This window comes from Arthrobacter sp. P1_B4 (genome assembly GCF_056406555.1).
In genome coordinates this window covers 1-26,332 of sequence record NZ_JBFTZW010000003.1, presented here as the reverse complement: position 1 = coordinate 26,332, position 26,332 = coordinate 1, and the positions used below count along the sequence as shown (strand labels likewise).

Here is a 26,332-nt window from a genome sequence, read left to right as displayed (position 1 = left end):
TTACCAGCGTGGCGGCTGACCCAGCAGCCCGCGCAGTGTGGCGGCGTTGCGGACGGCGTTGCCGCCGCCGTCGTTGTTGAAATACGCGTAGACGTCTTTGCCGCCGGCCTGCCACTCGCGGATCCGGTCCGCCCACCAGCGCAGGTCGTCATCGGAATAGGACCCGCCGTACAGGACGTCGTGGTCGGGGCCGTGCAGCCGGATATAGACGAACGCCGCGGTGGCGCGCAGGACGCACGGTAGCCCGGCGCCGCTCATGATGCAGTAGGCCGCGCCGTGACGTTCCAGCAGGTCGTATACGGCGTCGTCGTCCCAGCTGGGGTGGCGAAACTCCACGCACACGCGGATCCAGCCGGGCAGAGCCGACAGGAAGTAGTCCAGCCGGGCGTCGTCGCGCGCCAAACCCGGGGGCAGCTGGACGAGCAGCACGGCCCGCTTGTCGCCGAGTTCGTGCCAGCACCGGGTGATCCGGTCCGCCCAGACCTCGGGGGCGTAAAGCTTCTTGGCATGCGTCAGGCCGCGGGGCGCCTTGACGGACAGGGCGAAACCGTCGGGCAGGCGGCGGCGCCAGCTGGCGAACGAGTCCTCTTTCGGCCAGCGGTAGAAGCTGGCATTCAATTCCACGGTGTCGAAGCGGGCCGCGTAATATGCCAGCCTGTCCCGGGCCGGCAGGCCCGGCGGATAGAGGACCCCGTCCCAGTGGTCATAGCTCCAGCCGGAAGTGCCGATCCGCACAGCGGCCACGTGCCCTGCCATGCCCCTTCCCCTTCCGCCCTCCGCCGTGTGCCCTCCACCGTGCTCCCTCCACCGTGCCGGGGGGATGCCGGTGTGGCACTGTAAGTGTCATGGTACGCATCGAGGATTACGCAATGGTCGGCGATCTGCACACCGCTGCCCTGATCAGCACCGAAGGCTCCATCGACTGGCTGTGCCTGCCGCGCTTCGACTCGCCGGCCTGTTTCAGCGCCCTCCTCGATTCCCCCGCGGCCGGCCGGTGGCTCCTGGCGCCGGCGGGCGGCGGGGAATGCACGCGCCGCCGCTACCGGAAGGGCACGCTGATCCTTGAAACCGAGTGGGATTTGCCCGAGGGCAAGGTCAGGATCATAGACTTCATGCCGCCCCGGGACGAGGTGGCGGATATCGTGCGGATCGTGGTCGGTGTCCGCGGTACGGTGCGGATGCGCGGCGAACTGGCTCTCCGGTTCGACTACGGCCATATTGTGCCGTGGGTCCGCCACGACGAGCTCGGGATCCACGCCGTCGCCGGGCCCGATGCCGCCTATCTGGTGACCGAGGCGCCGCTGCGCGGTGAGCGGATGCATACCGTCAGCGACTTCACGGTCAAGGCCGGGGAGCGTGTGCCCTTCGTGCTGACCTGGAGCCCCAGCCACCTCCGCCGGCCGCGGTCGGTGAACCCGGAAACGGTCCTGGCGTCCACCGAGGAGTTCTGGCTTCGCTGGTCGGCGAAGTGCACGGTCACCGGGCGCTACCGCGACGCCGTCCAGCGCTCGCTGATCACGCTCAAGGCCCTGACGTTTGCCCCCACCGGCGGGATCGTGGCCGCCGTCACGACGTCGCTGCCGGAGGAGATCGGCGGCACCAGGAACTGGGACTACCGCTTCTGCTGGCTCCGCGACGCCACGCTCACGCTGCAGGCGCTGCTGGCCGCGGGCTACACGGAGGAGGCCGGCGCGTGGCGCGACTGGCTGCTCCGCGCCATCGCCGGGGACCCGGCGGATCTGCAGATCATGTACGGGCTCCACGGCGAACGCCGGATGCCGGAGCTCGAACTGCCGTGGCTGAAGGGCTACGAAAACTCCGCTCCGGTGCGGACCGGTAACGGTGCGGCCGGCCAGCTGCAGCTCGACGTCTGGGGCGAGGTCCTCGATTGCCTGTCCCTGACCCGGAACTCCCTGCTCAAACACACCGACGACGCCTGGGACGTCCAGGTGGCCCTCATGGAACATCTGGAGACGGCCTGGCGCCAGCCGGACAACGGGCTGTGGGAAATGCGCGGCCCGCAACGCCACTTCACGCACTCCAAGGTGATGGCCTGGGTGGCGGCGGACCGCATGGTCAAGGGCGTCCGGGACTTCGGCCTGACCGGCCCGGCGGACCGTTGGGAGGAGCTGCGTGACGCCATCCACGCCGAGGTCATGGCCAACGGGTTCGACGCCGACCGCAACACGTTCGTGCAGTCCTACGGGCGGCCGGAGCTGGATGCGAGCCTCCTGCTGCTGCCCCGGGTGGGGTTCCTCCCGCCGGATGATCCGCGCATCATCGGAACCATCGACGCGGTCCAGCGCGAGTTGACGCACGACGGCTTCCTGCGCCGCTACCTGCCGGCACAGAGCGATGACGGGCTGCCCGGCGAGGAGGGGGTGTTCCTGGCATGCTCCTTCTGGCTGGTCGAGGCCCTGATCGGGGCTGGCCGGCGCCACGAGGCCCGGGAGCTGTTCGAGCGCCTGCTGGCGCTGCGCAACGACGTCGGGCTCCTCAGCGAGGAGTGGGGCGTCGAGACCGGCCGGCAGCTGGGCAACACGCCGCAGGCCTTCAGCCACTTCGCCCTCGTCATGAGCGCGCTGGAACTGCATGAAGACGGCGTCCGCCGTAGCGACACCCCGCTTCCGTGATCCGCGCCCGCGGCCCCTCAGTGGCCCCCGCGGCCCCTCAGTGGCCCCCGCGGCCCCGCCGCGGCGACCGCCGACGGACGAAGAGCGGGACCTTCAGCACTTTCCCCGCACCGTAAAATAAGTACACTTACTAATATCCCGGCGGGGGATACGAGGGAACTAGGAGTGTTGCAAATGGCGGGATATTTTGAGCTCGTGGACGCGCCCGACGGCGGCTACCGCATTCGGATGATGGACGGGGCAGGGCAACTGATGGCAGTCTCAGTGACGTTTCCCACCAAGAAAGCCGCCGTTGCCGGCGTCGCCCAGGCAAGGGAAATCGCCGGAACCGGCCTGATCAGGGACCGCAGCGCCGATGGCCGGGCCGCCGTGCCCGGATCGTCCGCCCGGGTGATCAGGGGGCGGCGCGGCGGTGCCGGGCGCTCAAACTCCACCCTGGGGGGCTCGCTGGCGGGCAAGAGGGCGCAGGCCCGTACCTGACCTGATCATCGAGTAGGCCGTTTCCCCAGCCGGTTCGCCGCGCCGAACGGTTACAGTATGGCCATGGAGCAGCGGGGGAATCGGAACTCCGGCCGTGCCCGCAAGAATCTGCTGGGCCGTGTGGCGGTGCCGCTCACTGCCGCGGCCATGCTCCTCGCCGGGCTGGCCCTTCTTGCCCGGCCGGGGACGCAGGAGGACTTTGGCTGGGTCGCGTATGCTCCGCTGGCCACGGGGCCGGTCGTGCTGCAGGGGCTCATGATCATGGGCCCGTGGATCTGGGCAGGGGTCGCGCTGATCAGCACCGGGTTGCTCCTGCTGGCGTTCTGGTCCGGCTACCGCACGGGCCGGCAGGCCCGGGACCGCGGCGACGACTCCCGCTAGACGGCTGCCGCTCGGCCGTCCGCCCCGCAGCCGGGCTGAAGCGCCTCCCGCCGCTCTGCCGTCCGCCCCGCAGCCGGGCTGACGCGCCTCCCGCCGCTCTGCCGTCCGCCCCGCAGCCGGGCTGAAGCGCCTCCCGCCGCTCTGCCGTCCGCCCCGCAGCCGGGCTGAAGCGCCTCCCGCCGCTCTGCCGCCGCCGCAGACAACACATTTCGCGGCAGTCCGGGCGCGAAACACTGCCGTGATGTGCCGTCTCGGCGGTACGCTGGCCGGGCAGCGCGTAACCGTCGAGGAGGACCTCATGAGCCAGCACCACACCCCCGGAAGGGTCGCCGTCGTCACCGGAGCCGGTTCCGGCATCGGCCGCGCAGTGGCCAGGCTCATGCTGGCCGAGGGATACCGGGTGGTCCTGGCGGGGCGGCAGGAAGAAACGCTCCGCGAGACCGCGGCCGGCCACCGCCAGGCGCTCGCGGTCCCGTGCGATGTCACCGTCCCCGCCGACGTCGAACGGCTTTTCGCCGCCGCGCTGGGGCAGTGGGAGCGCGTGGACGTGCTCTTCAACAACGCCGGCGTGTTCGGCCCCGCCGCCGCGGTGGACGAGATCACCGTGGAGGACTGGGACGCGACCCTCGCCGTGAACCTCACAGGGTCCCTTCTCTGCGCCGCTGCCGCCGTCCGGGCCATGAAGGCCCAGTCGCCCCAGGGCGGGCGGATCATCAACAACGGTTCGGTCGCGGCGCATTCGCCGCGGCCGCGGACGGTGGCCTACACGGTGACCAAGCACGCCATCACGGGGCTGACCAAAAGCATTGACCTGGACGGGCGGGGCTTCGGCATCAGCTGCGGACAAATCGATATCGGCAACGCGGCGACGGAGCTCATGGAGGAGATTGGCGTCGGTACCGGGGCGGCCCAGGCGGACGGCAGCCTGCGGGCCGAGCCGACCTTTGCGGTGCAGGACGCCGCCCGGGCCGTGCTGCTGATGGCCGGGATGCCGGCGTCGGCCAACGTGGGATCCCTCGTGGTGACAGCTGCGGGCATGCCGTTCATGGGGCGCGGCTAAGGCGCGGCTGGGGGCGCGGGCCCGGCTGGTGGGTCCTGCGGGACGCCGCCGGGGGACCTAGAGGGGCAGGAGGGCGGACAGGTCCGCGCGCAGTCCCGAGGCGGCGACACGGCCGGCGGCGACGGCGTCGGCCCAGCTCAACCGTCCGCTGACCATCGCCAGCCAGGTGTCGGCGTCGCACTCGATGACGTTTGGCGGGGTGCCGCGCGTGTGCCGCGGGCCCTCGACACACTGGGTGACGCCGAATGGGGGGACGCGCACCTCCACGGAGTTCCCGGGCGCCCGCGCGGTGACTTCCTCCAGGCAGTAGCGCACTGCCGTCGCGATCGTGGTGCGCGGGACGGCGCCGGGTCGTCCAGAGCCCGTGACTCCGGCGGCCGGCACGTTCGGGTCCGGTGCGGTCGCCGTGGCTTCCTGCCACGCGGCGAGGGCCGCGCGGCCCTCGTCCACAGCGATTCGACGGCGCGATACAGCCACTTTCCCGAGTCTCCTAGTCCAGCAGCGCCGCGACGGCCCGCCCGAGCCGGATCTTGCCCACCGGGCGTCCCCCGCCCAGTACCGGGTCCACCACCTTGTCCAGGACGCTGGACACTTCAGGGATTTCGACGGCACCGGAGGCCGCGAGGAGCGTCAGGCCTACCAGCGTAGTGGCCCGGATGTTGCCGTCGAGCATCTTGATGGCAACCGAGACGCCCTGGCGGGTGGCCATGACCAGGACGCCCTCGGCGCCGATCTTGGCCAGGATGCCGAGTTCGTCCATGACGATCGTGTTGGCCTGCCCGCGCCCCTGGACGGCCCACGGGTAGTCCAGCATGGACGTGGCAATGGTGGCTGCCCGCGCGTTCGAGTTCTTGTCGCCCGGGGCCTTGGCCAGCTTCGAGTAGGCCCGGGCCAGGCCGATCAGGGAGACGGCGGCAACCGGCGCGCCGCAGCCGTCGATGCCCAGGTGGGTGATGCGTTCGCCGCAGTACTCCTCGATCACGGAGCGGATGCGCTGCTGCAGCGGGTGGTTGGGTTCGAGGTAGCTGTTCTTGTCCCAGCCGTTCTCCGTGCACGCCCAAAGGAACGCGGCGTGTTTGCCCGAACAGTTGAAGGCCAGCCGGGACTTGCCGCGCTCGGTCTGCACGAGCCAGTTCCGGGCCGTCTCATCCTGGGGCCAGTCGGCCGGGCACTGCAGCTGGTCTTCCTTGGCCCCGGCCGCCTTGAGCATGCCCTCGACCACGTCCATGTGGTCCAGGGATCCGACGTGGCTGCCGCACGCGATGGCCACCTGGGCGCCCCGCAGGGGCACGCCGGACTGCATCGAGGCCAGGGCCTGCAACGGTTTGAGCGTGGACCGGGCAAAGATCGGGGCGTTCACATCGCCGAGCTCGATCACTACCGTCCCGTCCGCGGCCAGCACCACGGCCGAGCCGATGTGGCGGGACTCCACGAAGCCGCTGCGTTCGATGACTGCCAGTTCGACGGCGGAGTCGACTGTGAATGTTGCATGCGGGTTCAAAGCCATGCTGCAAGTCTATGGTGCCCGGTGCTGATACCCCGGTTATTCCACGGTCACCATCACCGACTGCCAGCCGGAGGCGCCGTCCGGGACCGGATCCGCTCGCTTGTCCGTCTGGACCTCGCCCTTGCCGTCCGTGGCGCGCACCTTGATGTAGTGCGGGCCCGGCGTGGCATCCCAGTCCAGGGACCACTGCCGCCACGTGATGAGGGAGGCCTCGGCGGAGAGTACCGCCTCGGTCCAGGGCCCGCTGTCGATCTGCACCTCGACCTTGGTGATCCCGCGGGTCTGGGCCCACGCGGTGCCGCCGATGGCGATCTTTCCGGCAGGGACCTTGGCGAAGGACTTGGGCACCTCGACCCGCGCCATGGTCTTGATCGGGCCGCGTTCGGACCAGCCGCGCTGGGTCCAGTACGCCTTGCTGTCCGCGAACCGGGTCACCTCCAGGTCCACCACCCACTTGGTTGCGGAGACGAAGCCATACAGGCCGGGAACCACCATCCGCACCGGGTAGCCGTGCTCGAGCGGGAGCGCCTCGCCGTTCATGCCGATCGCCAGCATCGCGTCGCGGTCGTCCTGGAGGACCTCCAGGGGCGTGGAGGCGCTGAAGCCGTCAGCCGAGGTGGAGAGCACCATGTCCGCGCCCTGTGTGGGGCGGGCCAGCTTCAGGGCGTCGCGGATGGGCATGCCCAGCCATTTGGCGTTGCCGGCCAGGTTGCCGCCGACCGGGTTGGACACGCAGGTCAGGGACACATGGGATTCGATGAGCTGGGCGTCGAGCAGGTCCTGGAAGGTAAGCCGGACCTCTTGTTCCACGAGGCCGTGGATGCGCAGTTCCCAGTCCTGGACGTTGATCTCCGGCACGCTCAGCGCCGTGTCGATCCGGTAGAAGTCCTTGTTCGGGGTCAGCCACGGCGTGACGCCGGGCGCCTTGGACTGGACCCCGGCCGGGACCGCGGCGGCGGCCTTGGCGGGCGCGGGCAGCTGCAGCGACTCGCGGGCCGCGGCCACGTTGCTGCGGGCCGCGCTCAGCAGGCGGCCGCCGGTGGCGGCAACAGCCGAGGCGGCCGCGGTGATGCCGGCGGCGGCGAAGAACCCGCGCCGCGTGGTCGCCGGGCGCTCGGGTTCCTTCGCGGCGACGTCGGCGGCCCGGTCCGGCCATTCCTGCATCCGCCACAGCCGGGTGATCAGGAGCCGCAGCACCACCAGCCCGGCGACGGTGCCGATCAGGGAGGGAATGGCATCGACCGGCTTGACGCTGGCCCGCGTCACCACGCTGCCGACGATCACGGCGCCCATCAGCACCACCCCGGCCACACCCAGGGCCCATTTCCGGTACGCCACGATGCCGAGTACGCACGCCAGGAGCAGGATCGTGACCGCCATGCCGACGAACAATGCGGCCTTGTCGTTGGTGCCGAACGTTTCAACGGCGAAGTTCTTCATCCACAGCGGCGTGAAGTCGATGAACGTCGATCCCAGCGCAATCAGGGGTGTCGCCCGTGTGGTGAAGAACGCCCCGATCAGTTCCGCGACGGACAGGACGACGGCGGCCGCAGCCACTCCGGCCACCGCGGCCAGGGCTGTGGCGCCGCGGGACCGCTTGCTGGGCTTCATGCTGGGTTTGTTCATACATGCCATTCGTAGCCGTGCGCCCCGCGGATTGTCCGGCGCCGGGCTTGGCTCCGGCGCGTGGGCATGCCCTCCTGCCGGACCCTGGCGTGGACATGCCCCGCGGTCCCCGGGACATGTCCAGCCTTGGGGCCCGGGCGTGGGCATGTTCTCCGGCACCACGGGACATGTCCAGCCCTGGGGCCCGGGCGTGGGCATGATTTCCGGCACCACGGGACATGTCCAGCCCTGGGACCCGGGCATGGGCATGGTGGCATTGTGCCCATTGGACGTGGCCGGGACTGGGCATATCCGCGGGTGGCCCCGGTGCCCGGCGCCGCCGAGCCGCGGATTGCCCGGTGCCCGCGAGGCGCCGCGGCGAAAATTGAGCATGTCCAGCGGCCGACACAGCTTAGGAGCCTTCGGGGTGCACCACGTACCCTTGGAGACTGTGAAGGTACTTGTCATCGGCCCCGGCGGCCGCGAACACGCCATTGTCCGATCCTTGCTTGCAGACCCGAACGTTTCCGAGGTCCACGCGGCCCCGGGCAACGCCGGCATCAGCGCGCTGGTCCCCACATACGAGATCGACGCGAACGATCCCGACGCCGTCGCCGCGCTGGCCCTCAAGCTCACCGTTGACCTGGTGGTGGTCGGTCCGGAGGCGCCCCTCGCCGCCGGCGTGTCCGACGCCGTCCGCGCCGCCGGCGTCCCGGTCTTCGGCCCCAGCAAGGCCGCGGCCCAGCTGGAAGCGTCCAAGGCCTTCGCCAAGGAAGTCATGGCCGAGGCCGGCGTGCCCACCGCAATGGCCCGCGTCGCCTCCAACGCCGGGGAAGCCGCCGACGCCCTCGATACCTTCGGCGCCCCGTACGTCGTCAAGGACGACGGGCTCGCGGCCGGCAAGGGCGTCGTGGTCACCTCCAACCGCGACGAGGCCCTCGCGCATGCCCAGACCTGCTTCGACGCGGGCGGCACCGTGGTGATCGAGGAGTTCCTGGACGGACCCGAGGTCTCCGTGTTCGTCCTTTGCGACGGCACCAACACCGTTGCCCTGTCCCCGGCGCAGGACTTCAAGCGCATCTTCGACAACGACGAGGGCCCAAACACCGGCGGCATGGGCGCGTACACACCGCTGGAATGGGCCCCCGAAGGCCTCGTGCAGGAAGTGATCGACCGCGTCGCCCAGCCCACGGTCAACCAGATGGCGCACCGCGGCACCCCGTTTGTGGGCGTCCTCTTCGTCGGCCTCGCCCTGACCTCGCGCGGCACGCGGGTCATCGAATTCAACGTCCGGTTCGGCGATCCCGAAACCCAGGCCGTCCTCGCCCGGCTCAAGACGCCCCTCGGCGGGCTGCTCATGGCCGCGGCCAAGGGCGAGCTGGACAAGGTGCAGCCGCTGCGCTGGTCCAAGGACACGGCCGTCGCCGTCGTCGTGGCCGCCGAAAACTACCCCGACACCCCGCGGACGGGCGACCGCATCCGGGGCCTGAAGAAGGTCGACGCCCTGGACGGCGTCCACGTGATCCACGCCGGGACCAAGCTCGACGGCGAAGGCAAGGTCGTGTCCGCCGGCGGCCGCGTCCTGGCTGTGGTGGCGCTGGGCACGGACCTCGTGGAGGCCCGGGAGCGGGCGTACGACGGCGTCGAGCTCGTCCAGCTGGACGGCAGCCAGTTCCGCACTGACATCGGCGGCAAGGCCGCCCGCGGCCAGATCCGGGTAGCCGGGCCGGGAACCGCGGCCGCGTCGAAAGCGAAGGCATGAACGTGACCGAATCCGCAGCGCCGACGCCCGGCACCCAGCCCGAGACCACGCCTGAGACCATGCCTGAGACCGTGCCCAAGGGCGGGCTCGACACCGCCACGCAGGACCTGCCCGGCTGGCGGCACGTCTACTCCGGCAAGGTTCGCGACCTTTACGTCCCCGCGGATCCGGCCGTCGCGGAACGCTTCGGCCAGGATTGTGTCCTGGTGGTGGCCAGCGACCGGATCAGTGCGTTCGACCACGTCCTGGCCAGCGAGATCCCGGACAAGGGCCGCATCCTGACCCAGCTGAGCCTGTGGTGGTTCGACCAGCTCGACGTCGCGCACCACGTCCTCGCCTCCACGGCCGACGACGGGGTCCCCGCCGCCGTCGAGGGCCGGGCAATGATCTGCAAGAAGCTGGACATGTTCCCGGTCGAATGCATCGCCCGCGGCTACCTCACCGGCACCGGGCTCGCTGAGTACCGCGCGTCGGGCACAGTGTGCAGCATCCCGCTGCCAGCCGGCCTGGTTGACGGGTCACGGCTGCAGGAGGCGATCTTCACGCCGTCGGCCAAGGCCGAGGTGGGCGAGCACGACGAGAACATCACTTATGACGCCGTCGTGGGCCTCGTGGGTGCGGACGTCGCGGCGGACCTGAGCAGGCTGACCCTGAAGATCTATACCAAGGCCGAGGAAATCGCGCGCGGCCGCGGCATCATCCTGGCGGACACCAAGGTGGAGTTCGGCCTCGACGCGGCGACCGGTGTCATCACCCTCGGCGACGAAGTGCTGACCCCGGATTCCTCACGGTTTTGGGATGCGGCCACGTACCAGCCCGGGCAGGCGCAGCCGTCCTATGACAAGCAGTATGTGCGCGACTGGCTGACCTCGCCGGAGTCGGGCTGGGACAAGGCCTCGGACACGCCCCCGCCCGTCCTTCCGGCCGACGTCGTGGCGCGCACCCGCAGCCGCTACGTGGAGGCCTACGAGAAGCTCACCGGCCGGACGTTCGCCTAATCTAGCCCGGCCGGCCGGCCGTTCGCCTAGCCGAGACGTTCGCCTTGCCGGGCCGTTCGCCTGGCAAGGCCGGGGCTAGGCTTCCGCGGAAGCGGCCTCGGCCCGGCGCTGGGCGAGCTTGATCTCGAGCACGGCGTCCAGCGCCTGCTGGACCCGGTCCGAGGCGCCCGCCGCGCTGAACTCCTTCTGGGCTTCCTCGAGGTACACCAGCGCCTCCGCGGCCTCCCCGGCAGCCTTGAGCGCCTTCCCCAGCAGCAGGGAGACCTCGCCGGCCGTGTGCCGGGCCAACGCCTCCCGCTCGGCATGGATCTCGCGCAGCTTCTGGACGGCGGCAACGATGTCGCCCGTGAGGTAGAGCCAGCGGGCCCGGATGAAGGCGACCTCCAGCTGGTCGGTCTTGTTGCCGCCGACAATCGACAGGGCAAGTTCGGCGCGCTCGATCGATGAGAGCGTCTCGGGTTCGACGATTCCCGAGGACAGGCGGACGGCGGCGGAGGCCTTGTTGAACCGGGCCCACAGGTCGATGTCGTTGGCCGGGGAGAGCAACCGGCCGGCCCGCTCGTGGTACTTGATCCCCTCGGGGTAATCGTGGCGCATGAAGGCCACGTTGCCGATCACCCAGGCCACCTCGCCGGCGAGCTGGGACATCGAGTGGTCGTCCATCTGGTCGTTCATGGCCTGGCAGTACTCCCAGGCCTCATCGAGCCGGCCGCTCTCGGCCAGGGCACCAATCAGGGCGCGGAGGGCACCGATGATCATGGTGGAGCCTTTGGGCAGCTGCGCGCAGAGCCGCACCGCTTCCTGCGCATGCTCGACGGCGGCGGTCAGCTGCCCCTGGCCCTGCGAGGCTGCGGCGAGCATCTGCTGGGCCCGGACGCCGAGCCCGGCAGACTCCGCGGCCATCGGGTGCTCCAGGAGATTCTGGACCACGTCCTTGCACTCCTGCCAGAGGCCCTGCTTGATCAGGCACTCGGCCTGCATATAGGTCATGTTCCACCACGCGCTGGTGTTCTTGGCCTCCAGGGCGATCTTGGCGGCGGCGGCGGCGTGGGTGGCGGCCACGGGGTAGTCCCGGAGGTCCCAGGCCTGCCGGGCATACAATCCCGCGAGCACGTATTCGGCGTCGCTGACGGACACCGGCTGGCTCCAGGCCTCGAGCGCCTTGGGGGCCAGTTCAAGCCGGCGGGCAAGCTCCTCGATGACATCGGCGGTCGGCTCGCGGCGTCCGGTTTCCAGCAGAGAAATGTAGCTGGGGGAGTACAGGTCACGGCCCAACTCCGCCTGCGTCAGGCCCCGTTCGAGCCGTTCCGCGCGGAGCTTCTCCCCAAATCCGTTCCCCACGGATACCTCCTAATTCCGGACATTCTTTGTACTAAATGCTTGACAGTCTCTGTAGAAACCATTTTACAATGTGTGTCAACAAGGGTAGTGCTGACTTGGTTAAGGAACCCCAACCCATATTGAGGAAACTTATGTTGAAGAAGATTGCAGCCGGCGCCGTTTTGGCGGGCGCACTGGCATTCTCCGCCGCGGCCCCGGCCGTGCTGTCCGCTGCTTCACTTACCGATGTCTCAGACGTTGCCGCCGTCGGCAATTGGCCCGATCCCATGCGCACCGCCCAGGCGGTGGGCAACTGGCCCGACCCCATGACCCACTCGCTGAACGTCGGCAACTGGCCCGACCCGATGTAACAAGCCCGATGTAAGCCCGATACGGCAGGCCCGGCGCAGCAACGGCCGGCTGCCTGCGGCACGGATATCCGGCACAGCCCCGGGAGGTTTCCTCCCGGGGCTGCGTTGTGTCCGGAGGCGGGGCAGGGCGCCGGGCCGGGCCGATCGCCGGTGCCGGGTCATGAAATCGCGCCGGACCTGCAGCCGGACCTGCAGTCGGACATACAAAAGAGGACCCTCCGTGTGGAGGGCCCTCTTTGTGTTTGGTCGGGATGACAGGATTTGAACCTGCGACCTCGTCGTCCCGAACGACGCGCGCTACCAAGCTGCGCCACATCCCGATCCGTTGCTTCAAAAGCAACTTCACAAGAGTATCCGATCATGGCCCCGGATGTGAAATCGGGCGTCGGCCGGGATGTGTCCCGCCGTCGTTCCGGCCCGGACGCCGACCGGTCCCGGCAGGCGCTGTTCAGACCAGCGAGTCTTTCCAGGCGCCGTGGAGCCGGGCGAAGGCGCCGCCGTCGCCGATCAGTTGCTCCGGGGTGCCGTCCTCCACGACGCGTCCGTCGTGCACCACCAGCACCCGGTCTGCCGTCTCCACGGTGGAGAGCCGGTGGGCAATGATCAGCGCTGTCCGCCCGGCACCGGGGGCCGAGTCCGGGCCGGGGGCCGGGTCTGCAACGGGTTGTTCGCCGCCCGCCTGTCCACCGGACGGCCGCTGGCCTGCCTCCCGGGTGCCGGCCTCCCGCGTCCCGCGCAGGAGCCCCGCGAGGCCCTGCTGGACCATGCGCTCCGACGGGATGTCCAGCGAGGACGTTGCCTCGTCCAGGATCAGCACGGCCGGGCGGGCCAGGAACGCGCGGGCGAAGCTGATCAGCTGGCGCTGCCCGGCGGAGACGCGGCCGCCGCGCTTGTTGACGTCGGTGTCGTAGCCGTCCGGCAGTTCCATGATGAAGGCGTGCGCCCCCACTGCCCGGGCCGCCTCTTCGATCTCCGCTCGCGAGGCTTCGGGCCGGCCCAGGGCGATGTTGTCCGCCACGGAGCCGCTGAACAGGAAGGCCTCCTGGGTGACCATGACGACGTTCCGGCGCAGGTCCTCGGTGCTGAGCTGGCGCAGGTCCACACCGTCGAGGGTCAGGGACCCGGCGGAGACGTCGTAGAAGCGGGCGATCAGCTTCGCGAGGGTGGATTTGCCGGCGCCGGTCTGCCCGACGAGCGCGACCGTCTGCCCGGCGGGGATGTGCAGATCCAGCTGCGGGATGACCACCGGGCCTTCGCCGTAGCGGAATTCGACGCCGTTGAAATCGATGCTGCCCCGCGCGTCGTGCAGGGCCGCGGGTGTTTTCGGCGGTCTGACAGTGGGCCGCTCCTCGAGCAGGCCCGAGACCTTTTCCAGGGCCGCCTGTGCGCTTTGGAAGGAGTTGTAGAACATGGCCATCTGGTCCACCGGCTGGAAGAAGCGCTTGGCGGACAGGATCAGGGCCAGGAGCACGCCGACCTCCAGGTCGCCGCTGAGGACCCGGAAGCCGCCGGTGAGCAGCACGAGGGCCACGCACACGTTCCCGATCAGCACCAGTCCCGGCTGGAAGATGCCGTTGAGGTTGATGGAGCGGACGGTCGCGCGGCGGTAGTCCTCCGACAGTTCGGAGTAGCCCGCGGCATTCTCGCGTTCCTTCCGGAAGGCCTTCACGGCGCGGATCCCGGTCATGGTCTCCACGAAGTGCACGATCAGCCGGGCCGAGACCACCCGGGATTCGCGGAAGGCGATCTGGGAGTGCTTCTGGTACCAGCGGGCCAGGAAATACATCGGCACGCCGGCGGCCAGCACCAGCACGCCGCTGCGCCAGTCCAGGGCGAACACCGTCACGGCGGTAAACGCCATGAACAGCATTCCCGAGGCCAGCGAGCTCACGCCGGAATCCAGGAGTTCGCGCAGGGCCTCCAGGTCCGAGGTCTGCCGGGCGATGATGCGCCCCGAGGTGTATTTCTCGTGGAATTCCAGGCTCAGCCGCTGCGTGTGGCGGAAGACCCGGACGCGGAGGTCCAGCAGCATCGCCTGGCTGAGCCGCGCCGTCGAGGTCACGTACAGGGCGGTCAGGCCGGCCGCCACGACGGCCGCTGCAAGGTAGGCGGCCCCGGTCAGCACCAGGGGAAGGTTGTCGCCGGCGCGCACGGCGGGCAGGGCGTGGTCGATGCCGAAGGCGATCAGGGCCGGCCCGGCCACGCGGGCGGCCTGGGACAGGACGACGGCGCCGATCGTCAGCCAGAACCGGGCCCGGACGGGGCGGATCAGGGAGCCCAGGAGGGTCAGGGAGCGCCGCCGGACGGCCTTGCTTTCGTTCCTGCTGAGGTGCGCGTTGTCCTCATTGGCGGTGCCGAACGTTGCGCTGCTCATCGGGAAATCTCCTCGGACTGGTCCTCGAGGGCGGACAATTCTGAATCCAGGTCCCGCGGTTCCGGGTCCAGGCTGGCGATCACGTAGCGGTAATGGCTGTTCCTGGCGAGCAGCTCCGCATGGGTTCCGACGGCGGCGATCCGGCCGTCCTCGAGCAGGGCCACCCGGTCGGCCAGCGCCACCGTGGAAGGCCTGTGGGCCACGATCAGCGTGGTCGTGTCCGCGAGGACTTTGCGCAGCCGGGCCTCGACGAGGACCTCGGTGTTCACGTCCAGCGCCGAGAGCGGGTCGTCCAGGACCAGCACGGCCGGTTTCGCGGCGATGGCCCGGGCCAGGGCGATGCGCTGGCGCTGGCCGCCGGAGAGGCTGAGGCCCTCCTCGCCGATCAGGGTATCCACCCCGTTCGGCAGGGAGTAGGCGAAGTGGGCCTGGGCGACGTCGAGGGCTTCCTCCAGGGCCGCGTCGCGGCCCTCCGCCGATCCGGCGTCGGGCGCGCCGAGCAGGACGTTGTCCCGGACGGAGCTGGAGAACAGCGTGGTGTCCTCAAACGCCACGGAGACCACGGTGCGCAGGTCCTCCACCGCGAACTCGCGCAGGTCCACCCCGTCGATGGTGATGGCACCGCCGGTGACGTCATAGAGGCGGGGGACCAGCTGGAGCAGGGCGCTCTTGCCGCCGCCCGTGATGCCCACGAGGGCCATGGTTTCGCCGGGGCGGATGTCCAAGGTGATGTCCTTGAGGATCGGCTTGTCCGGGGCGTCCTCGAACGCGAACGAGGCATTGCGGAAGCTGAGGGCACCCTTGAGGCCGGCGGGGCGGCGGGGCTGGTCCGGGCTGGTGATGGTGTTCTGCGCGTCCATGACCTCGAAGTGCCGGTCCACCGCGGACTTCGCGGTGAGGGCCATCGCCAGCAGCATGCCGCAGAACTCGACCGGCGCGGCAACCACGGCGGCGGTGGCGAAGAAGGCCACCAGGGACCCGATGGAGAGCTGGTCCGTGGAGGCCAGCAGGATGCCGACGACGAGGCCGGCCCCGAGCGCGAGTTCGGGCAGGAGCGTCACCACCAGGCTGAAGGTGGCCAGGTGCTTGGCCTTGGCGATCTCGGTCTGGCGGAGTTCCTCGGCCTGTTCGTTGAAGTTCTCCAGGGCCTCCCGGCTGCGGCCGAAGGCCTTCAGGACGCGGATGCCGTGCACGGATTCCTCGACCGTGGTGGCGAGGTCCCCTGCCTGGTCCTGGCTGCGCCGGGCCACCTTGCTGAACCGGGTGCGGAAGCGGAATCCGTAGATCATGATCGGCACGGCGGCGGCCAGGAAGATCAGGGCCAGCTGCCAGCTCATGGCAAACATCACGGCGACGCCGATCACCACGGTGAGCGTCGTGACCACCAGCATGATGGCGCCGAAGGCCATCCAGCGGCGCAGGAAGTTCAGGTCCGTCATGGCCCGGGACAGCAGCTGACCGGAGCCCCAGCGGTCATGGAAGGAAACCGTGAGGTCCTGCAGATGCCCGTAGAGCGAGACCCGCATCCGGGTCTCGACGGTGGTGGCGGGATTGATGACGAACTGCCGGCGCAGGGCCACGAGGCCCGCCTCGGCGATGCCCAGGACCAGGATGAGGAGCGAGGCAGTCCAGACGGCTTCCGCGTTGCCGCCGGGGGTCAGGGACTCGTTGACCAGCACGCGCAGCACCTGCGGGATGGCCAGTGCCATGACGCTGGCCAGCAGCGCACAGAGCAGGCCCATGACCAGCCGGGGCAGGATTGGCCTGACGTGCGGGTAGAGACGGCTGATGGAGGTGAAGAATGAGCTCTGCTTGGCCATGCCTGCTTCTTAAGACGCCCGTGCATAGATCGCACCGTTGAATGTAGTTTCCTGTAGCAACTACCCTAGGCCATCGGGTGACGGGATTCACACGTTGTTCAGCGCTCCCAGCATCTCGCCCAGTCATTGCGATCCGCAATGGGGTACGGATGGCTGGGCACCCCGGGACATGTCCAGTGGTGCCGCGCCCGGTGGGACATGTCCAGTGGTGGTGCCGCGTCCGGTGGGACATGTCCAGTGGTGGCCGTGGCGGGTGGGCATGGTGGGTCTATGCCCATTGCTCGCGACCGGGGGAGGGCATGTCCCGTGGGGGCGGGCGCGAGGGGAGGACATTTCCACCCGCCAGACCGCCAGACCGCAGGGCGGGCAGGACTGGCCGCGGCCAGGCCTAGGCGCGGGAGGTCAGCGTCAGCAGAACGGCTTCGGGCCGGCAGGCAATGCGGACCGGGGCGAAGCGGGACGTGCCGATGCCGCCCGAGACGTTCACCGGCGTCGTCCTCCCGTTGCTCTCCCAGGTGTGCAGCCCCCGGGCCCGCCAGGTGGGCAGGTCGCAGTTGGTGACCAGGGCCCCGTAGCCCGGGACGCAGATCTGGCCGCCGTGGGTGTGGCCGGCCAGGAGGAGGTGGGCGCCGGCTTCAGTGAAGTGGTCGAGGACGCGCTGGTAGGGTGCGTGCGCGACGGCGATGCGCAGGTGCGGGTCGGCGTCCCTGCCCTTGGTCCCGCGTGGCCAGCCCGCGTACCGTTCGAGGCGCAGGTGCGGATCGTCGACGCCGGAGAAGTCGAAGCGCATGCCCTTGAGTACGACCGACTGGCAGCGGTTGGTCAGGTCCACCCAGCCGGACATGCCGAACTCGGAACGCAGCCGGGGCCAGTCGAGCCTTTCCGGGTGCTTGCGCTCGCCCGAGGGCCCGAGCAAATATGACGCCGGGTTCTTCAGGCTCGGGCCAAAGTAGTCGTTCGAGCCGGGGACAAACACGCCGGGAAATTCCAGCAGGGGTCGCAGAGCCGCCACGAGGGGGTCCACGCCCTTGGCATGGCTGAGGTTGTCGCCCGTGTTCACCACGAGGTCCGGCCGCAATTGCGCCAGGGAGGACAGCCACTGCGCCTTCCGGTGCTGGCCCGGAACGAAGTGGATATCGGACAGGTGCAGTATCCGGAACGGGCCGAACCCGGCCGGCAGAATGGGGAGGGTTTCCTCCCTGACCACAAACTGGTTCTTCTCCCACAGCCCGTAGCCGGTAGCGGCCGCCCCCGCCGCCGTCCCGATCGCGGCGGTCACGGCAAAGCCGCGTCCGATGCTTCGAACGCGGCTCGCCAGATCATTGCCCAGGGTCATCGGCTACTTCTTGCCGGAGGACTTCGTGGGTGCCGGTGTCGGGTCGGCGGACGGTTGCGTGGCCGGCTCGGTGCTCTTCCCGGTCGGAATGGTGGTCCGCGGCACTGTTACCGGGTCCGGGACCGGGGCCGGGGAGTACAGCATGTCCGACGGCGGGTCCGGGAACGGATCGGTGCCGTAGGCCGGTGCCACCCGGGCCATGTAGTTCGAGAACTGCGGCCCGGCGATCATGTAACCGTCGATGCCCTTGTAGAAGTTGCCGTTGATCGTGACATTCTGCCCGGCACGCTTCTGGTCGCCCAGGGGATCGCCAAACCACGTGGCCGTCGCGAGGCCGCTGGTGTAGCCCGCCACCCAGGTAGAGCTGTTGTTGTCGTTGGTGCCCGTCTTCGCCGCAATGGGGAAAGTGGTCCGGGTCGAAATCCGGGGCACAATGAGCGAGCCCGAGCCGCGGTTGAGCACTTCCTGCATAGCGTACGCGACGCCGTGGGCCACCTCGGGCTTGATCGCGTCCCTGCAGTTGGGTGATTGGGCCGGCAGCTGGGCGCCGGTCGCGTCTGTTACCGACTCGATGGCCATCGGTTCACAGTACTTGCCATTGTTGGCGAAGGTGGCGAATGCGCTGGCCATGGTCAGCGGCGCCGTCTGGGTGGACCCGATGAGGTTGCCGAGGGTGGTCATCGGCACCGGGGGGTTGGGGTTGTCCGCGCTCGGCAGCCCGCCGTGGATGCCCACTGCGTCCACGACCTTCTGGATCCCGCAGAGGTCCACCTGGGCGGCGGAAGCGAACGTGATGGTGTTGATGGAGTTCGCCAGGCCGTCAAGGACGGACATGTACTTGTAGTGGGTCTCGTCGGCGTTCTGTAGGTCGTAGCTCCCGTTGGACGCGTCATACCAGCCGGTGGTCGGTGCCGGGCAGGTGTTCTTCCAAGGGAAATTCTGTGGATATCGCCGCACGGCGCCGTTGAGCTGGGTGCTCATCGACTTGCCCTCGTTGAGCCACTCCGCGAACGTAAACGGCTTCATCGTGGATCCGGGCTGGAAGCCGCCGAGGCCGTTGAGGTCATTGCCCTTGGCATCCTGCACGTCCACGTTGAAATTCTGGGTCTGGTCGAACTTGCCGTCGGCCGGGAACCAGACGGTGTTCTGGGCCATGGAGACGATCTTGCCGGATCCCGGCTGCACGGACACCAGCGAGGCGCCCCACTTGTCCGGGTTCGCGCCGGCCGACCCGTCCACCTGGGCCTGCGCCACGGACTGGGCCTTCGGATCCAGCGTGGTCTTGATGGTCAGGCCGCCGCGGAAGATCTTCCGCTCACGCTCGGCCGCGTCGGCCCCGTAGGCCGGGTTGTTCAGGAGCAGGTGGAGCACGTAGTCGCAGAAGTACGGCGCCGTCTGTGAATAGGCACAGCCCTGGCGGGGCTGGGTGACCTTGGTCTGCACCGGTGTCGCGACCGCTGCGTCGTAATCGGCCTGCTTGATCTTGCCCTGCGTCAGCATCGCGCGGAGCACGAGGTCGCGACGGACCTTGGCGTTCTCCGGATTGGTGATCGGGTCATAGTAGGAGGGGCTGTTCACGACGCCGGCCAGCAGGGCCGCCTGCGGCAGGGTCAGGTCCTTGGCCGTGGTGCTGAAGAAGAACTTGGACGCGGCTTCGATGCCGTAAGCGTCCCGGTTGAAGAAGACGATGTTCAGGTAGCCCTCGAGGATCTGCTCCTTGGTGAACTTCTTCTCCAGCGCGATGGCCAGCTTCATTTCACGGAGCTTGTCCCCGACGCCCTTGTTGACGCCGTTGAGCAGGACCTCGCTGCCCTTGCCTTCGGCCTCCAGCGAGGAGTTGATGACGTTGTTCACGTACTGCTGCGTAATCGTGGACGCGCCCTGCTTGTTGCCGCGGGCGGTGCTCACGAGCGCGCGCAGGATGCCGGTGGTGTCCACACCGCCGTGCTCGTAGAAGCGGCTGTCCTCGATGGCGATGATCGCGTCCTTGATGTGCGGTGACATCTGGTCCAGCGAAACACGGGTGCGGTTTTCCGCGTAGAGGTTGGCGATCGGGCTGCCGTCGGACGCCAGGATCGTGGTCGACTGGCTCGGCGGATCGACCTTCAGCTCTGCGGGGAGCGTGTCAAAGAACTGGATCGAACCGCTCGCCGCGCTGCCCGAAACGGCCGCCGCGGGGACCAGGAGGCCCGCCACCAGGACACCGCAAATAGCGCTCACGCCCAGGAAAAGAAAGATCTTTCCGAGGGTGGTGGCCGTGTCGAATAAAGGGTTCTTGCCAGTCGCCATGTTTTCCACTTTACCGGCAACGACTAGGCTTTATGTCATGACCAAATGGGAGTACGCCACGATTCCGCTCATTATTCACGCCACAAAGCAGATCCTGGACCAGTGGGGTGACGACGGCTGGGAGCTCGTCCAGGTTGTTCCGGGACCCGATGGAAACGGCCTGGTTGCCTACCTGAAGCGGGAGAAGCAGTAGCCATGAGCACCCCCTCAGAAGCCGTTCCGGCCACGCCGGCGGGCGCGGAAAACATCTCCGAAAACACAGCCGGCGCAGCGAGCCCCACGGCCGGCGCGGGCGCGTCGTCCGCCGTCGAACAGCGCCTCGCGGAGCTGGGCCTGACGCTCCCCGACGTTGCGGCTCCGGTCGCGGCGTATGTTCCGGCCGTGATTTCCGGCAACCACGTCTACACATCCGGGCAACTGCCGTTCATCAACGGCAAGCTCGAGGCCACCGGAAAGGTTTCCACCGGTTCGGCGGGCGCCTCCGACGAGTCCACGGTGTCTCCGGAGGACGCGAAGGCCTACGCTGCCGTCTGCGCCGTCAACGCCCTGGCCGCCGTCAAGAGTGTGATCGGCGACCTCGACCGCATCACGCGGATCGTCAAAGTTGTCGGATTTGTATCCTCCGACCCTTCCTTCACCGGCCAGCCCGGTGTCATCAACGGCGCCTCGGAGCTGCTGGGCCAAGTCCTCGGCGACGCCGGCCAGCACGCACGTTCCGCCGTCGGCGTATCCGTTCTGCCGCTCGACTCGCCTGTCGAAGTCGAACTGATCGCTGAATTCGCCTAGTAGACCGGTTACTTAGTTGCCTCAGTTAGAACGCCGCCTGTTCGTCCTGCCCCCGGATCTTGAGGGAGCAGCCCGCAGCTGGATTGAACACGGTGAGCGGACGCCCCGCGCGCCCCGTTTGGCCTCCTCGGTGATCCTCCTGCGGGATTCGCCCACGGGCCTGGAGACCTGGCTCGGCTACCGGACGGGGTCCTCCCCGCTCGGTGTCCTCGCCTTCCCCGGCGGATCGCTGGAAGCCACCGACGACGACGCCGTCGGCTGGCTGGGCCCCTCACCCCAGCACTGGGCCGAGCAGATGGGGACGTCCGACGTCGGGCTGGCGCGCCGACACGTCGTCGGTGCCATCCGTGAACTGTTCGAGGAGACCGGCATCCTGCTGGCCGGCCCCGACCTGTCCACCACGGTGGAGCTGACCTCCAGCGCCGACTGGATGCGCGCCCGCGAAGCCGTGGCCGAGCAGGAGAAATCCTTCACCGACCTGCTCGCCAAGCGCGGGCTCTCGCTGCGCACTGACCTGCTCAAACCCCTGGTGAACTGGCTCAGCCCCGATTTCGCGCACCGCCGGTTCAATACCCGGTACTTTGCCGCGACGGTGCCCGTGAACCAGCAGCCTTCCCTGCTGGCCAGCAAGGGCGTCTGGGGCCGCTGGGTGTGTGTCCGGAAAGTCGTGAGCGGGCGGGACAGCACCGTGCTGGGTGACGAGGTGGGGCAGGAGAACACCGTCGGCCGGACCCTGGGCGAACTCCTGGTCCCTGGCTCGGAGATCATGCTTGAGAAGATGGCCAAGGCCAACGGCTGCATCGCCTACCTCAGCTACAAGCGCAAGGCCCACGTCTACCAGCCGAAGCTGGTCGAGGAAGACGGCCGTCTCATGCTCGAAGTCGAAGCAGCCAAAACGATCGCCGGCGAACCGCAGCGGGAACGCTAGGCCCGGGGAGCGCCGACGCCACGGAAGGCTGGCTCCATGCGGGCGGCCTGTTAGGGCTTGGCTGCACGGGGAGCCCGGGACGTGGCCCGGGACATGCCCCGCGCTGCTCCTAAGGACTGGACATGTCCCTTCGTGCTGCGTGCCGGCCCGGGGCATGTCCCGCACTCCTCCTGAGCGCTGGACATGTTCCTTCGTGTTGCGTGCCGGCCCGGGACATGTCCTCCGGTCGGCCTGTCCGGTGGACATAGTGGCGTTATGTCCAGTCCTCGCAGCCGGGGCTGGACATGTCCCTTGATGCCCGGTGCGAGCCCGGGGACATGCCCCGCCCTGCTCCTGAGCACTGGACATGTCCCTTCGTGCTGCGTGCCGGCCCGGGACACGTCCCGCGGACAACCAGCCGGGGACCTGCTCCGAGAATTAACGGCAGAAGATTAACGGCAGAAGGCCGGTCCCGTTTCCGGGGCCGGCCTTCTGGTTGCTGCTGGGGATCCCTAGCGGGAACGCTGGCGCAGGCGCTGCATGTCAAGAATGACGACGGCGCGCGCTTCCAGGCGCAGCCAGCCGCGCTGCACGAATTCTGCGAGGGCCTTGTTGACCGTTTCACGGGAGGCGCCGACCAGCTGGGCGAGCTCCTCCTGCGTCAGTTCGTGGGCGACCAGGACGCCGTCGGTCGCCGGGCGGCCGAAGCGGTCGGCCAGATCCAGCAGCGCCTTGGCCACACGGCCCGGCACGTCGGAGAAGACGAGGTCGGAAAGGGAATCGTTGGTGCGGCGCAGGCGGCGTGCCAAGGCCTGCAGCAGCTGGGCCGAGACCTCGGGGCGGGTGCGCAGCAGCGCGTTGAGGCTCTCGTTCTTCAGGCCGGCGAGACGCGTCTCGGAAACGGCAGTTGCCGTGGCCGTGCGCGGGCTGGGGTCGAACAGCGCCATTTCGCCGAAAAGTTCGCCAGGGCCGAGGATGGCCAGCAGTGATTCGCGACCGTCCGGCGACGTGCGGCCGAGCTTCACCTTGCCGGAGACGATGAAGTAAAGCTGGTCACCCTGGTCGCCTTCCCGGAATACCGAGGCACCGCGTGAAAGGTCCACCTCGGTAAGTTCGTCCGTCAGCAGACGGAACGCCTCGTCGTCGAGCGTGGCGAAAAGGGGTGCGCGGCGCAATACCTCGATATCCATGAAATCTCCTGATTAGCTGTGTCGGCTGGGGCGCTTCAGCCATTCTTTCAGAATTTTGGAGCTTCTGTGACGTAGTTGGCACGGAAACGCCCGAAGGGGCCGAAAGCGCACGGCTCGGGAAGTCCGCGCAGATCCCTGTGCAGGCTGGCGGCCGGTCGGCAAACGTTCAGCTTACACCGGTAGAATCGTCGCTGAACTGTCTGTGAGGAGCCCCGGTGTTTGGCTTGACCATTTTGGACCTGGTGTTGGTTGTGGCGCTCTTGTCCTACCTGATTCACGGTCTTCGCAACGGCTTCCTTGTGACGCTCGGAGGCATCGCGGGATTCGCGGCAGGCGCCGTCGCCGCCTTCGTCTCCGTGCCCATCGTCAGCGGCCTAGTGGAGGACAGCGGCTGGCGCCTGACGGCGATCGTTGCCACGGCGGTCCTTCTGATGATCGTAGGCAACGGCCTCGGCACCATGATCGGGCGGCGAATCCGCAGCGTGGTCCCGTTCAGCCCCCTGCGGGCGGCGGACCGCCTCGTGGGCGGAGGCGTGAACGTGGTGGTGTCCGCCCTCGTGATGTCGATGCTGGCGTTCAGCATCGGGGCCCTCGGTGTGCCGTTGGTGTCCCAACAGCTCGCGGAATCCAAAGTCATCAGGTTCATCGACGGCGTGACGCCGATGCCGGTCAAGGCATCAATGGCGCAGCTGCGTTCCGCCGTGATCGGCGAGGGAATCCCCACCCTGCTGGACGGCTTCGGCCAGAGCCAGCCCGTTGCCGTTCCGGACACCAGCACGGACACGCCGGCGCTGAACAAGGCCGCCGCGTCCGTGCTCAAGATCGCCGGAACCGCCTACCAGTGCGGCCAAAACCAGACCGGAACAGGCTTCGTGGTCGCCCCCGGGCGCGTGGTGACCAACGCCCATGTGGTCGCCGGGGTCGACGAACCGGTGGTGGAAACGCCCGGTGGCCGCGCACTGCCTGGGCGCGTCGTGTACTTTGACTCCCAGCACGACCTCGCCGTCGTGGCCGTTGACGGTCTGCGCTCGGAACCCTTGGCGCTGGCTGCCGACCTGCCGTCCGGCAGCGCCGCGGCCTTTGCCGGCTATCCGCACGGCGGGCCTTTCCAGTCCAAACCAGCCACGGTGCAGGACATCGCCACCGTGCTGGTCCCGGACATCTATGGCAAGGATGCGTCGCCCGAGGACGTCTACCGGCTGGCCGGCGACGTGCAGCCGGGCAACTCCGGGGGTCCGCTCCTGACCATGGACGGGCAGGTGGCGGGGGTGGTCTTTGCCAAGGCCACAACCGAGTCCTCGCTCGGATTTGCGATCACCATGAATGACCTGAGCCCCGTGGCGGCTCAGGCGCCGGGTCTGGGCAGTGCCGTTTCGTCCGGACAGTGCATCAAGAAATGACCGGACTGCCACGCAGGCCCTAGCCACAGTCAGGCTCGAGCCGCACGCAGGCTAGAGCCACTCCAGGCTCTGCCCGTGCGGGCCCGTGATGGCTGCCGGCTGGCCGTCCTGCAGCAGCAGGAACCGGCCGCGGAGCCGGGCGTCATCCATTTCCGGGACCACACTGGACCCGTCTGCCTGCACTACCACCATGAGGCCTTCGTTCGAGAGCCAGTGGCAGCCCCGCTCCGCGGCAAGGTCCGCCATGGTGCGCCGGAACCGGGAGCGGCCGCCGGCATCCAGGTACGCCATGACGGCGCTGTGGAATACCACCAGGGCGGCGTCGGCCGGGGCTCGGCCGGCGCGTTCCACAAGTTGTTCGTTGACGTCGCCGGCCTCCAGCAGCGGCGGCCGTTCCCTGGCAATGGCGGTCGCCTGGCGCAGCCGTTCAAGCCGGAACTCCTGCTCCGGCCAGACGAGGGCTTCGAGCCAGGCGACGTCGGCCGGGTCGCGCACGTCCAGGGGGTTGAGGTCGATCCCGGCACGCCATGCCACCCGGGGACTTTCCGCCGGCAGCGGCACCGGGCCCGCGGTGAGGCAGCGCAGGACCGGAAACGTCCCAGGCTGGGCGCCATCCGGAACCAGCCGCGTCGTCCTTGCTTCCGCCGCCGGGTCCGCCGCCGACTCATCCGGTGCCCCCGCCCCGGTGTCGACAAACTCGTAACCGTAGCGGTCAGGGAACAGTGCCAGCCCCGCCGAGGCGCCCACCTCGATGAGGGCCAGCGGCCGGCCCTCTGCCGCGGAAATCTGCGCGAGTGAGGGCAGCAGGGTGGCGCAGCGTCCGGCCTCGTTCGTCTGCGTGGAACGGGACAGCACGATTTCCGAGACCGCGTCCCAGTGATGGTCCAGGAACCTCCGGAAATCGCGGTAAGGGCTGATCTGCGCGCCGAGGAACCGGGCCGCGGCGACGATCAGCAGCGGCTGGCGCTTGTTGTGCGGCCACTGATCAATCCGCCGAATCACCTCGGCGTCCCCGGCGATCCCCACGGACCACGCGGCATAGCAGGGGGAGGAACCGGGGGCGTCGACCGTGCCGAAGTGCCGGTACCACTGCGCTGTGTCTGTAGCCGTAGCCGCGCCCGGTGCTGTGTCCGAAGCAGCGCCCGTGGCCGGGTCCGGAACTGCGGATGCTTCCGCCGCCGCGGGTTCCGCGGGGGGACATGCTCAGTCCCCGGCCGCGTGCAGCCCGGCGAGGTATTCCACCGCGAAGCGGTAGCCCAGGATCCCGGCGCCGGCGATCACGGCCTTACTGATGTCCGAAAGGTAGGAATGGTGCCGGAAAGGCTCGCGGGCGTGAACATTGGTGATGTGCACCTCGACCGTCGGCAGGGCAACAGCGGAAATGGCGTCCCGGATGGCCACGGACGTGTGCGTGTAGGCGCCGGCGTTAAGCACGATTCCCACCGCCTTCCCGCGGGCGGCGTGGATGGCGTCCACCAGGGCCCCTTCATGGTTGGACTGGAAGCACTCGACGTCCAGGCCGTGCGCGGCACCGGCGTCTTTGGCGAGCTGTTCGACGTCGGCCAGCGTCGCCGTCCCGTATTTCTCGGGCTCGCGGGTGCCAAGCAGGTTCAAATTGGGTCCGTTGAGAACCAGGATGGTGCCGCGGCCGGCAGCGGTGGCGGAGGTGGCTTCAGTCATGTCTGCAAATCTATCGCGCCGCGGCCCGCCCGCGCCGTTCGTTACTGCCAATCGGTTCGTTACCGCCGCATTCCTCGCTTCTGCGGATGTTCCCGCCGCGGCCGCGTCGACAGACAGGACCAACGACGACGGCGGCGCGGCCCACCGCGGTGGGCGGCGCCGCCGTCGGACAAACAGGCCAGCCAAACACCGCCGACGAACCCCTATCGGAACGAGCCGGCTATTTCTTCAGTGACTGGGCGATCTGGGTCATGACCGTGTTGTCTGCCAGGGTGGTCGCGTCGCCAACTTCGCGGCCTTCGGCGACGTCCTTGAGCAGGCGGCGCATGATTTTGCCGGACCGGGTTTTGGGCAGTTCCGGGACCACGAGGATGATCTTGGGCTTGGCGATCGGGCCGATTTCCTTCCCCACATGGTTGCGGAGCTCCTGGAC

23 protein-coding genes, 1 tRNA gene and 1 pseudogene are annotated in these 26,332 nt (G+C 68.8%); 11 read left to right on the top strand and 14 right to left on the bottom strand.

Annotated elements, in window-relative coordinates; translation table 11 throughout:
• A complete protein-coding gene (locus tag AC1D1W_RS02405) occupies positions 1-756 on the bottom strand; it encodes a DUF72 domain-containing protein (protein ID WP_476942828.1) in 756 nt (251 codons plus the stop codon).
• Between the two features lie 89 nt (positions 757-845).
• Here AC1D1W_RS02405 and AC1D1W_RS02400 point away from each other — a divergent pair, with 89 nt between their 5' ends.
• From AC1D1W_RS02400 to AC1D1W_RS02385, 4 genes are all read left to right on the top strand, one after another.
• Complete coding sequence (locus AC1D1W_RS02400) at positions 846-2,633, top strand: glycoside hydrolase family 15 protein (protein WP_028276136.1); 1,788 nt, start codon at positions 846-848, stop codon at positions 2,631-2,633.
• 174 nt (positions 2,634-2,807) lie between these two features.
• Positions 2,808-3,113 (top strand): DUF1508 domain-containing protein, encoded by a 306-nt coding sequence (locus AC1D1W_RS02395; protein ID WP_028276137.1) that lies wholly within the window; start codon positions 2,808-2,810, stop codon positions 3,111-3,113.
• 63 nt (positions 3,114-3,176) lie between these two features.
• Positions 3,177-3,494 carry a hypothetical protein gene (locus AC1D1W_RS02390; RefSeq protein ID WP_243181720.1) on the top strand — a complete coding sequence of 106 codons (318 nt, stop codon included), beginning with the start codon at positions 3,177-3,179 and terminating at the stop codon, positions 3,492-3,494.
• 298 nt (positions 3,495-3,792) lie between these two features.
• Positions 3,793-4,554 (top strand): SDR family oxidoreductase, encoded by a 762-nt coding sequence (locus AC1D1W_RS02385; RefSeq protein ID WP_243181735.1) that lies wholly within the window; start codon positions 3,793-3,795, stop codon positions 4,552-4,554.
• Positions 4,555-4,611: 57 nt separating this feature from the next.
• On the opposite strand, the gene AC1D1W_RS02380 is transcribed toward AC1D1W_RS02385, so the two are convergent.
• Genes AC1D1W_RS02380 through AC1D1W_RS02370 form a run of 3 tightly spaced genes read right to left on the bottom strand, consistent with a single transcriptional unit; the run spans position 4,612 to position 7,687 of the window.
• A complete protein-coding gene (locus tag AC1D1W_RS02380) occupies positions 4,612-5,031 on the bottom strand; it encodes a sterol carrier family protein (RefSeq protein ID WP_476942827.1) in 420 nt (139 codons plus the stop codon).
• A 13-nt stretch (positions 5,032-5,044) separates the two neighbouring features.
• Positions 5,045-6,061, bottom strand: coding sequence for an asparaginase (locus AC1D1W_RS02375; RefSeq protein ID WP_079555582.1), 1,017 nt, complete (start codon positions 6,059-6,061; stop codon positions 5,045-5,047).
• 36 nt (positions 6,062-6,097) lie between these two features.
• Positions 6,098-7,687, bottom strand: coding sequence for a molybdopterin-dependent oxidoreductase (locus AC1D1W_RS02370; RefSeq protein WP_476942826.1), 1,590 nt, complete (start codon positions 7,685-7,687; stop codon positions 6,098-6,100).
• Between the two features lie 430 nt (positions 7,688-8,117).
• Between AC1D1W_RS02370 and purD the strand changes: the two genes are divergently transcribed.
• The gene (gene purD, locus AC1D1W_RS02365; RefSeq protein WP_476942916.1) at positions 8,118-9,428 is read left to right on the top strand and encodes a phosphoribosylamine--glycine ligase; all 1,311 of its coding nucleotides are present in this window, start codon (positions 8,118-8,120) and stop codon (positions 9,426-9,428) included.
• Positions 9,429-9,487: 59 nt separating this feature from the next.
• Positions 9,488-10,426 (top strand): phosphoribosylaminoimidazolesuccinocarboxamide synthase, encoded by a 939-nt coding sequence (locus AC1D1W_RS02360; protein WP_028277681.1) that lies wholly within the window; start codon positions 9,488-9,490, stop codon positions 10,424-10,426.
• 75 nt (positions 10,427-10,501) lie between these two features.
• Here the strand turns inward: AC1D1W_RS02360 and AC1D1W_RS02355 are convergent, their stop codons facing one another.
• Entirely contained in the window at positions 10,502-11,767 is a 1,266-nt protein-coding gene (locus AC1D1W_RS02355; protein ID WP_459385576.1) for a helix-turn-helix domain-containing protein, read from the bottom strand.
• A gap of 131 nt (positions 11,768-11,898) precedes the next feature.
• On the opposite strand from AC1D1W_RS02355, the gene AC1D1W_RS02350 reads away from it, so the two are divergent.
• Complete coding sequence (locus tag AC1D1W_RS02350; RefSeq protein WP_018776166.1) at positions 11,899-12,117, top strand: hypothetical protein; 219 nt, start codon at positions 11,899-11,901, stop codon at positions 12,115-12,117.
• 243 nt (positions 12,118-12,360) lie between these two features.
• Here the strand turns inward: AC1D1W_RS02350 and AC1D1W_RS02345 are convergent.
• From AC1D1W_RS02345 to AC1D1W_RS02325, 5 genes are all read right to left on the bottom strand, one after another.
• A tRNA-Pro gene (locus tag AC1D1W_RS02345) sits at positions 12,361-12,437 on the bottom strand.
• Between the two features lie 128 nt (positions 12,438-12,565).
• Positions 12,566-14,491: an ABC transporter ATP-binding protein gene (locus AC1D1W_RS02340; protein WP_476942825.1), complete on the bottom strand. Its 1,926-nt coding sequence runs from the start codon at positions 14,489-14,491 to the stop codon at positions 12,566-12,568.
• Positions 14,488-16,311, bottom strand: coding sequence for an ABC transporter ATP-binding protein (locus AC1D1W_RS02335; RefSeq protein WP_476942824.1), 1,824 nt, complete (start codon positions 16,309-16,311; stop codon positions 14,488-14,490). Before AC1D1W_RS02335 ends, AC1D1W_RS02340 begins: the two co-directional genes overlap by 4 nt.
• Before the next feature lie 388 nt (positions 16,312-16,699).
• Positions 16,700-17,647, bottom strand: coding sequence for a metallophosphoesterase (locus tag AC1D1W_RS02330; protein ID WP_243181725.1), 948 nt, complete (start codon positions 17,645-17,647; stop codon positions 16,700-16,702).
• Between the two features lie 3 nt (positions 17,648-17,650).
• The gene (locus tag AC1D1W_RS02325) at positions 17,651-19,936 is read right to left on the bottom strand and encodes a transglycosylase domain-containing protein (RefSeq protein ID WP_476942823.1); all 2,286 of its coding nucleotides are present in this window, start codon (positions 19,934-19,936) and stop codon (positions 17,651-17,653) included.
• Between the two features lie 37 nt (positions 19,937-19,973).
• Between AC1D1W_RS02325 and AC1D1W_RS02320 the strand changes: the two genes are divergently transcribed.
• The 3 genes from AC1D1W_RS02320 to AC1D1W_RS02310 are packed head-to-tail and all read left to right on the top strand — an operon-like array spanning position 19,974 to position 21,650.
• Entirely contained in the window at positions 19,974-20,129 is a 156-nt protein-coding gene (locus tag AC1D1W_RS02320) for a DUF4177 domain-containing protein (RefSeq protein ID WP_003797879.1), read from the top strand.
• A gap of 2 nt (positions 20,130-20,131) precedes the next feature.
• Entirely contained in the window at positions 20,132-20,722 is a 591-nt protein-coding gene (locus AC1D1W_RS02315) for a RidA family protein (RefSeq protein ID WP_243181726.1), read from the top strand.
• Between the two features lie 16 nt (positions 20,723-20,738).
• Entirely contained in the window at positions 20,739-21,650 is a 912-nt protein-coding gene (locus AC1D1W_RS02310) for an NUDIX hydrolase (protein WP_476942822.1), read from the top strand.
• A gap of 491 nt (positions 21,651-22,141) precedes the next feature.
• Here the strand turns inward: AC1D1W_RS02310 and AC1D1W_RS02305 are convergent, their stop codons facing one another.
• Positions 22,142-22,819: a Crp/Fnr family transcriptional regulator gene (locus tag AC1D1W_RS02305; protein WP_011693220.1), complete on the bottom strand. Its 678-nt coding sequence runs from the start codon at positions 22,817-22,819 to the stop codon at positions 22,142-22,144.
• 215 nt (positions 22,820-23,034) lie between these two features.
• On the opposite strand from AC1D1W_RS02305, the gene AC1D1W_RS02300 reads away from it, so the two are divergent.
• Complete coding sequence (locus AC1D1W_RS02300; RefSeq protein WP_476942821.1) at positions 23,035-24,219, top strand: MarP family serine protease; 1,185 nt, start codon at positions 23,035-23,037, stop codon at positions 24,217-24,219.
• 51 nt (positions 24,220-24,270) lie between these two features.
• Here the strand turns inward: AC1D1W_RS02300 and AC1D1W_RS02295 are convergent.
• From AC1D1W_RS02295 to AC1D1W_RS02285, 3 genes and pseudogenes are all read right to left on the bottom strand, one after another.
• Positions 24,271-25,299, bottom strand: a pseudogene (locus AC1D1W_RS02295) (DUF2332 domain-containing protein); the annotation flags it as partial.
• A gap of 123 nt (positions 25,300-25,422) precedes the next feature.
• A complete protein-coding gene (aroQ, locus tag AC1D1W_RS02290) occupies positions 25,423-25,899 on the bottom strand; it encodes a type II 3-dehydroquinate dehydratase (protein ID WP_028277671.1) in 477 nt (158 codons plus the stop codon).
• A gap of 220 nt (positions 25,900-26,119) precedes the next feature.
• Positions 26,120-26,332: AMP-binding enzyme (locus AC1D1W_RS02285; RefSeq protein WP_476942820.1), on the bottom strand; the 213-nt coding region annotated here is incomplete at its 5' end.

What these genes read in the sequence shown, in the direction of transcription:
- AC1D1W_RS02315 (WP_243181726.1), top strand. Translation starts at nt 20,132, where the DNA reads ATGAGCACCCCCTCAGAAGCCGTTCCGGCCACGCCGGCGGGCGCGGAA.
- AC1D1W_RS02325 (WP_476942823.1), bottom strand. Translation starts at nt 19,936, where the DNA reads ATGGCGACTGGCAAGAACCCTTTATTCGACACGGCCACCACCCTCGGA.
- AC1D1W_RS02305 (WP_011693220.1), bottom strand. Translation starts at nt 22,819, where the DNA reads ATGGATATCGAGGTATTGCGCCGCGCACCCCTTTTCGCCACGCTCGAC.
- AC1D1W_RS02340 (WP_476942825.1), bottom strand. Translation starts at nt 14,491, where the DNA reads ATGAGCAGCGCAACGTTCGGCACCGCCAATGAGGACAACGCGCACCTC.
- AC1D1W_RS02335 (WP_476942824.1), bottom strand. Translation starts at nt 16,311, where the DNA reads ATGGCCAAGCAGAGCTCATTCTTCACCTCCATCAGCCGTCTCTACCCG.
- AC1D1W_RS02395 (WP_028276137.1), top strand. Translation starts at nt 2,808, where the DNA reads ATGGCGGGATATTTTGAGCTCGTGGACGCGCCCGACGGCGGCTACCGC.
- AC1D1W_RS02370 (WP_476942826.1), bottom strand. Translation starts at nt 7,687, where the DNA reads ATGAACAAACCCAGCATGAAGCCCAGCAAGCGGTCCCGCGGCGCCACA.
- AC1D1W_RS02350 (WP_018776166.1), top strand. Translation starts at nt 11,899, where the DNA reads ATGTTGAAGAAGATTGCAGCCGGCGCCGTTTTGGCGGGCGCACTGGCA.
- AC1D1W_RS02385 (WP_243181735.1), top strand. Translation starts at nt 3,793, where the DNA reads ATGAGCCAGCACCACACCCCCGGAAGGGTCGCCGTCGTCACCGGAGCC.
- AC1D1W_RS02400 (WP_028276136.1), top strand. Translation starts at nt 846, where the DNA reads ATGGTACGCATCGAGGATTACGCAATGGTCGGCGATCTGCACACCGCT.
- AC1D1W_RS02330 (WP_243181725.1), bottom strand. Translation starts at nt 17,647, where the DNA reads ATGACCCTGGGCAATGATCTGGCGAGCCGCGTTCGAAGCATCGGACGC.
- AC1D1W_RS02405 (WP_476942828.1), bottom strand. Translation starts at nt 756, where the DNA reads ATGGCAGGGCACGTGGCCGCTGTGCGGATCGGCACTTCCGGCTGGAGC.
- AC1D1W_RS02375 (WP_079555582.1), bottom strand. Translation starts at nt 6,061, where the DNA reads ATGGCTTTGAACCCGCATGCAACATTCACAGTCGACTCCGCCGTCGAA.
- aroQ (WP_028277671.1), bottom strand. Translation starts at nt 25,899, where the DNA reads ATGACTGAAGCCACCTCCGCCACCGCTGCCGGCCGCGGCACCATCCTG.
- AC1D1W_RS02390 (WP_243181720.1), top strand. Translation starts at nt 3,177, where the DNA reads ATGGAGCAGCGGGGGAATCGGAACTCCGGCCGTGCCCGCAAGAATCTG.
- AC1D1W_RS02360 (WP_028277681.1), top strand. Translation starts at nt 9,488, where the DNA reads ATGCCTGAGACCGTGCCCAAGGGCGGGCTCGACACCGCCACGCAGGAC.
- AC1D1W_RS02320 (WP_003797879.1), top strand. Translation starts at nt 19,974, where the DNA reads ATGACCAAATGGGAGTACGCCACGATTCCGCTCATTATTCACGCCACA.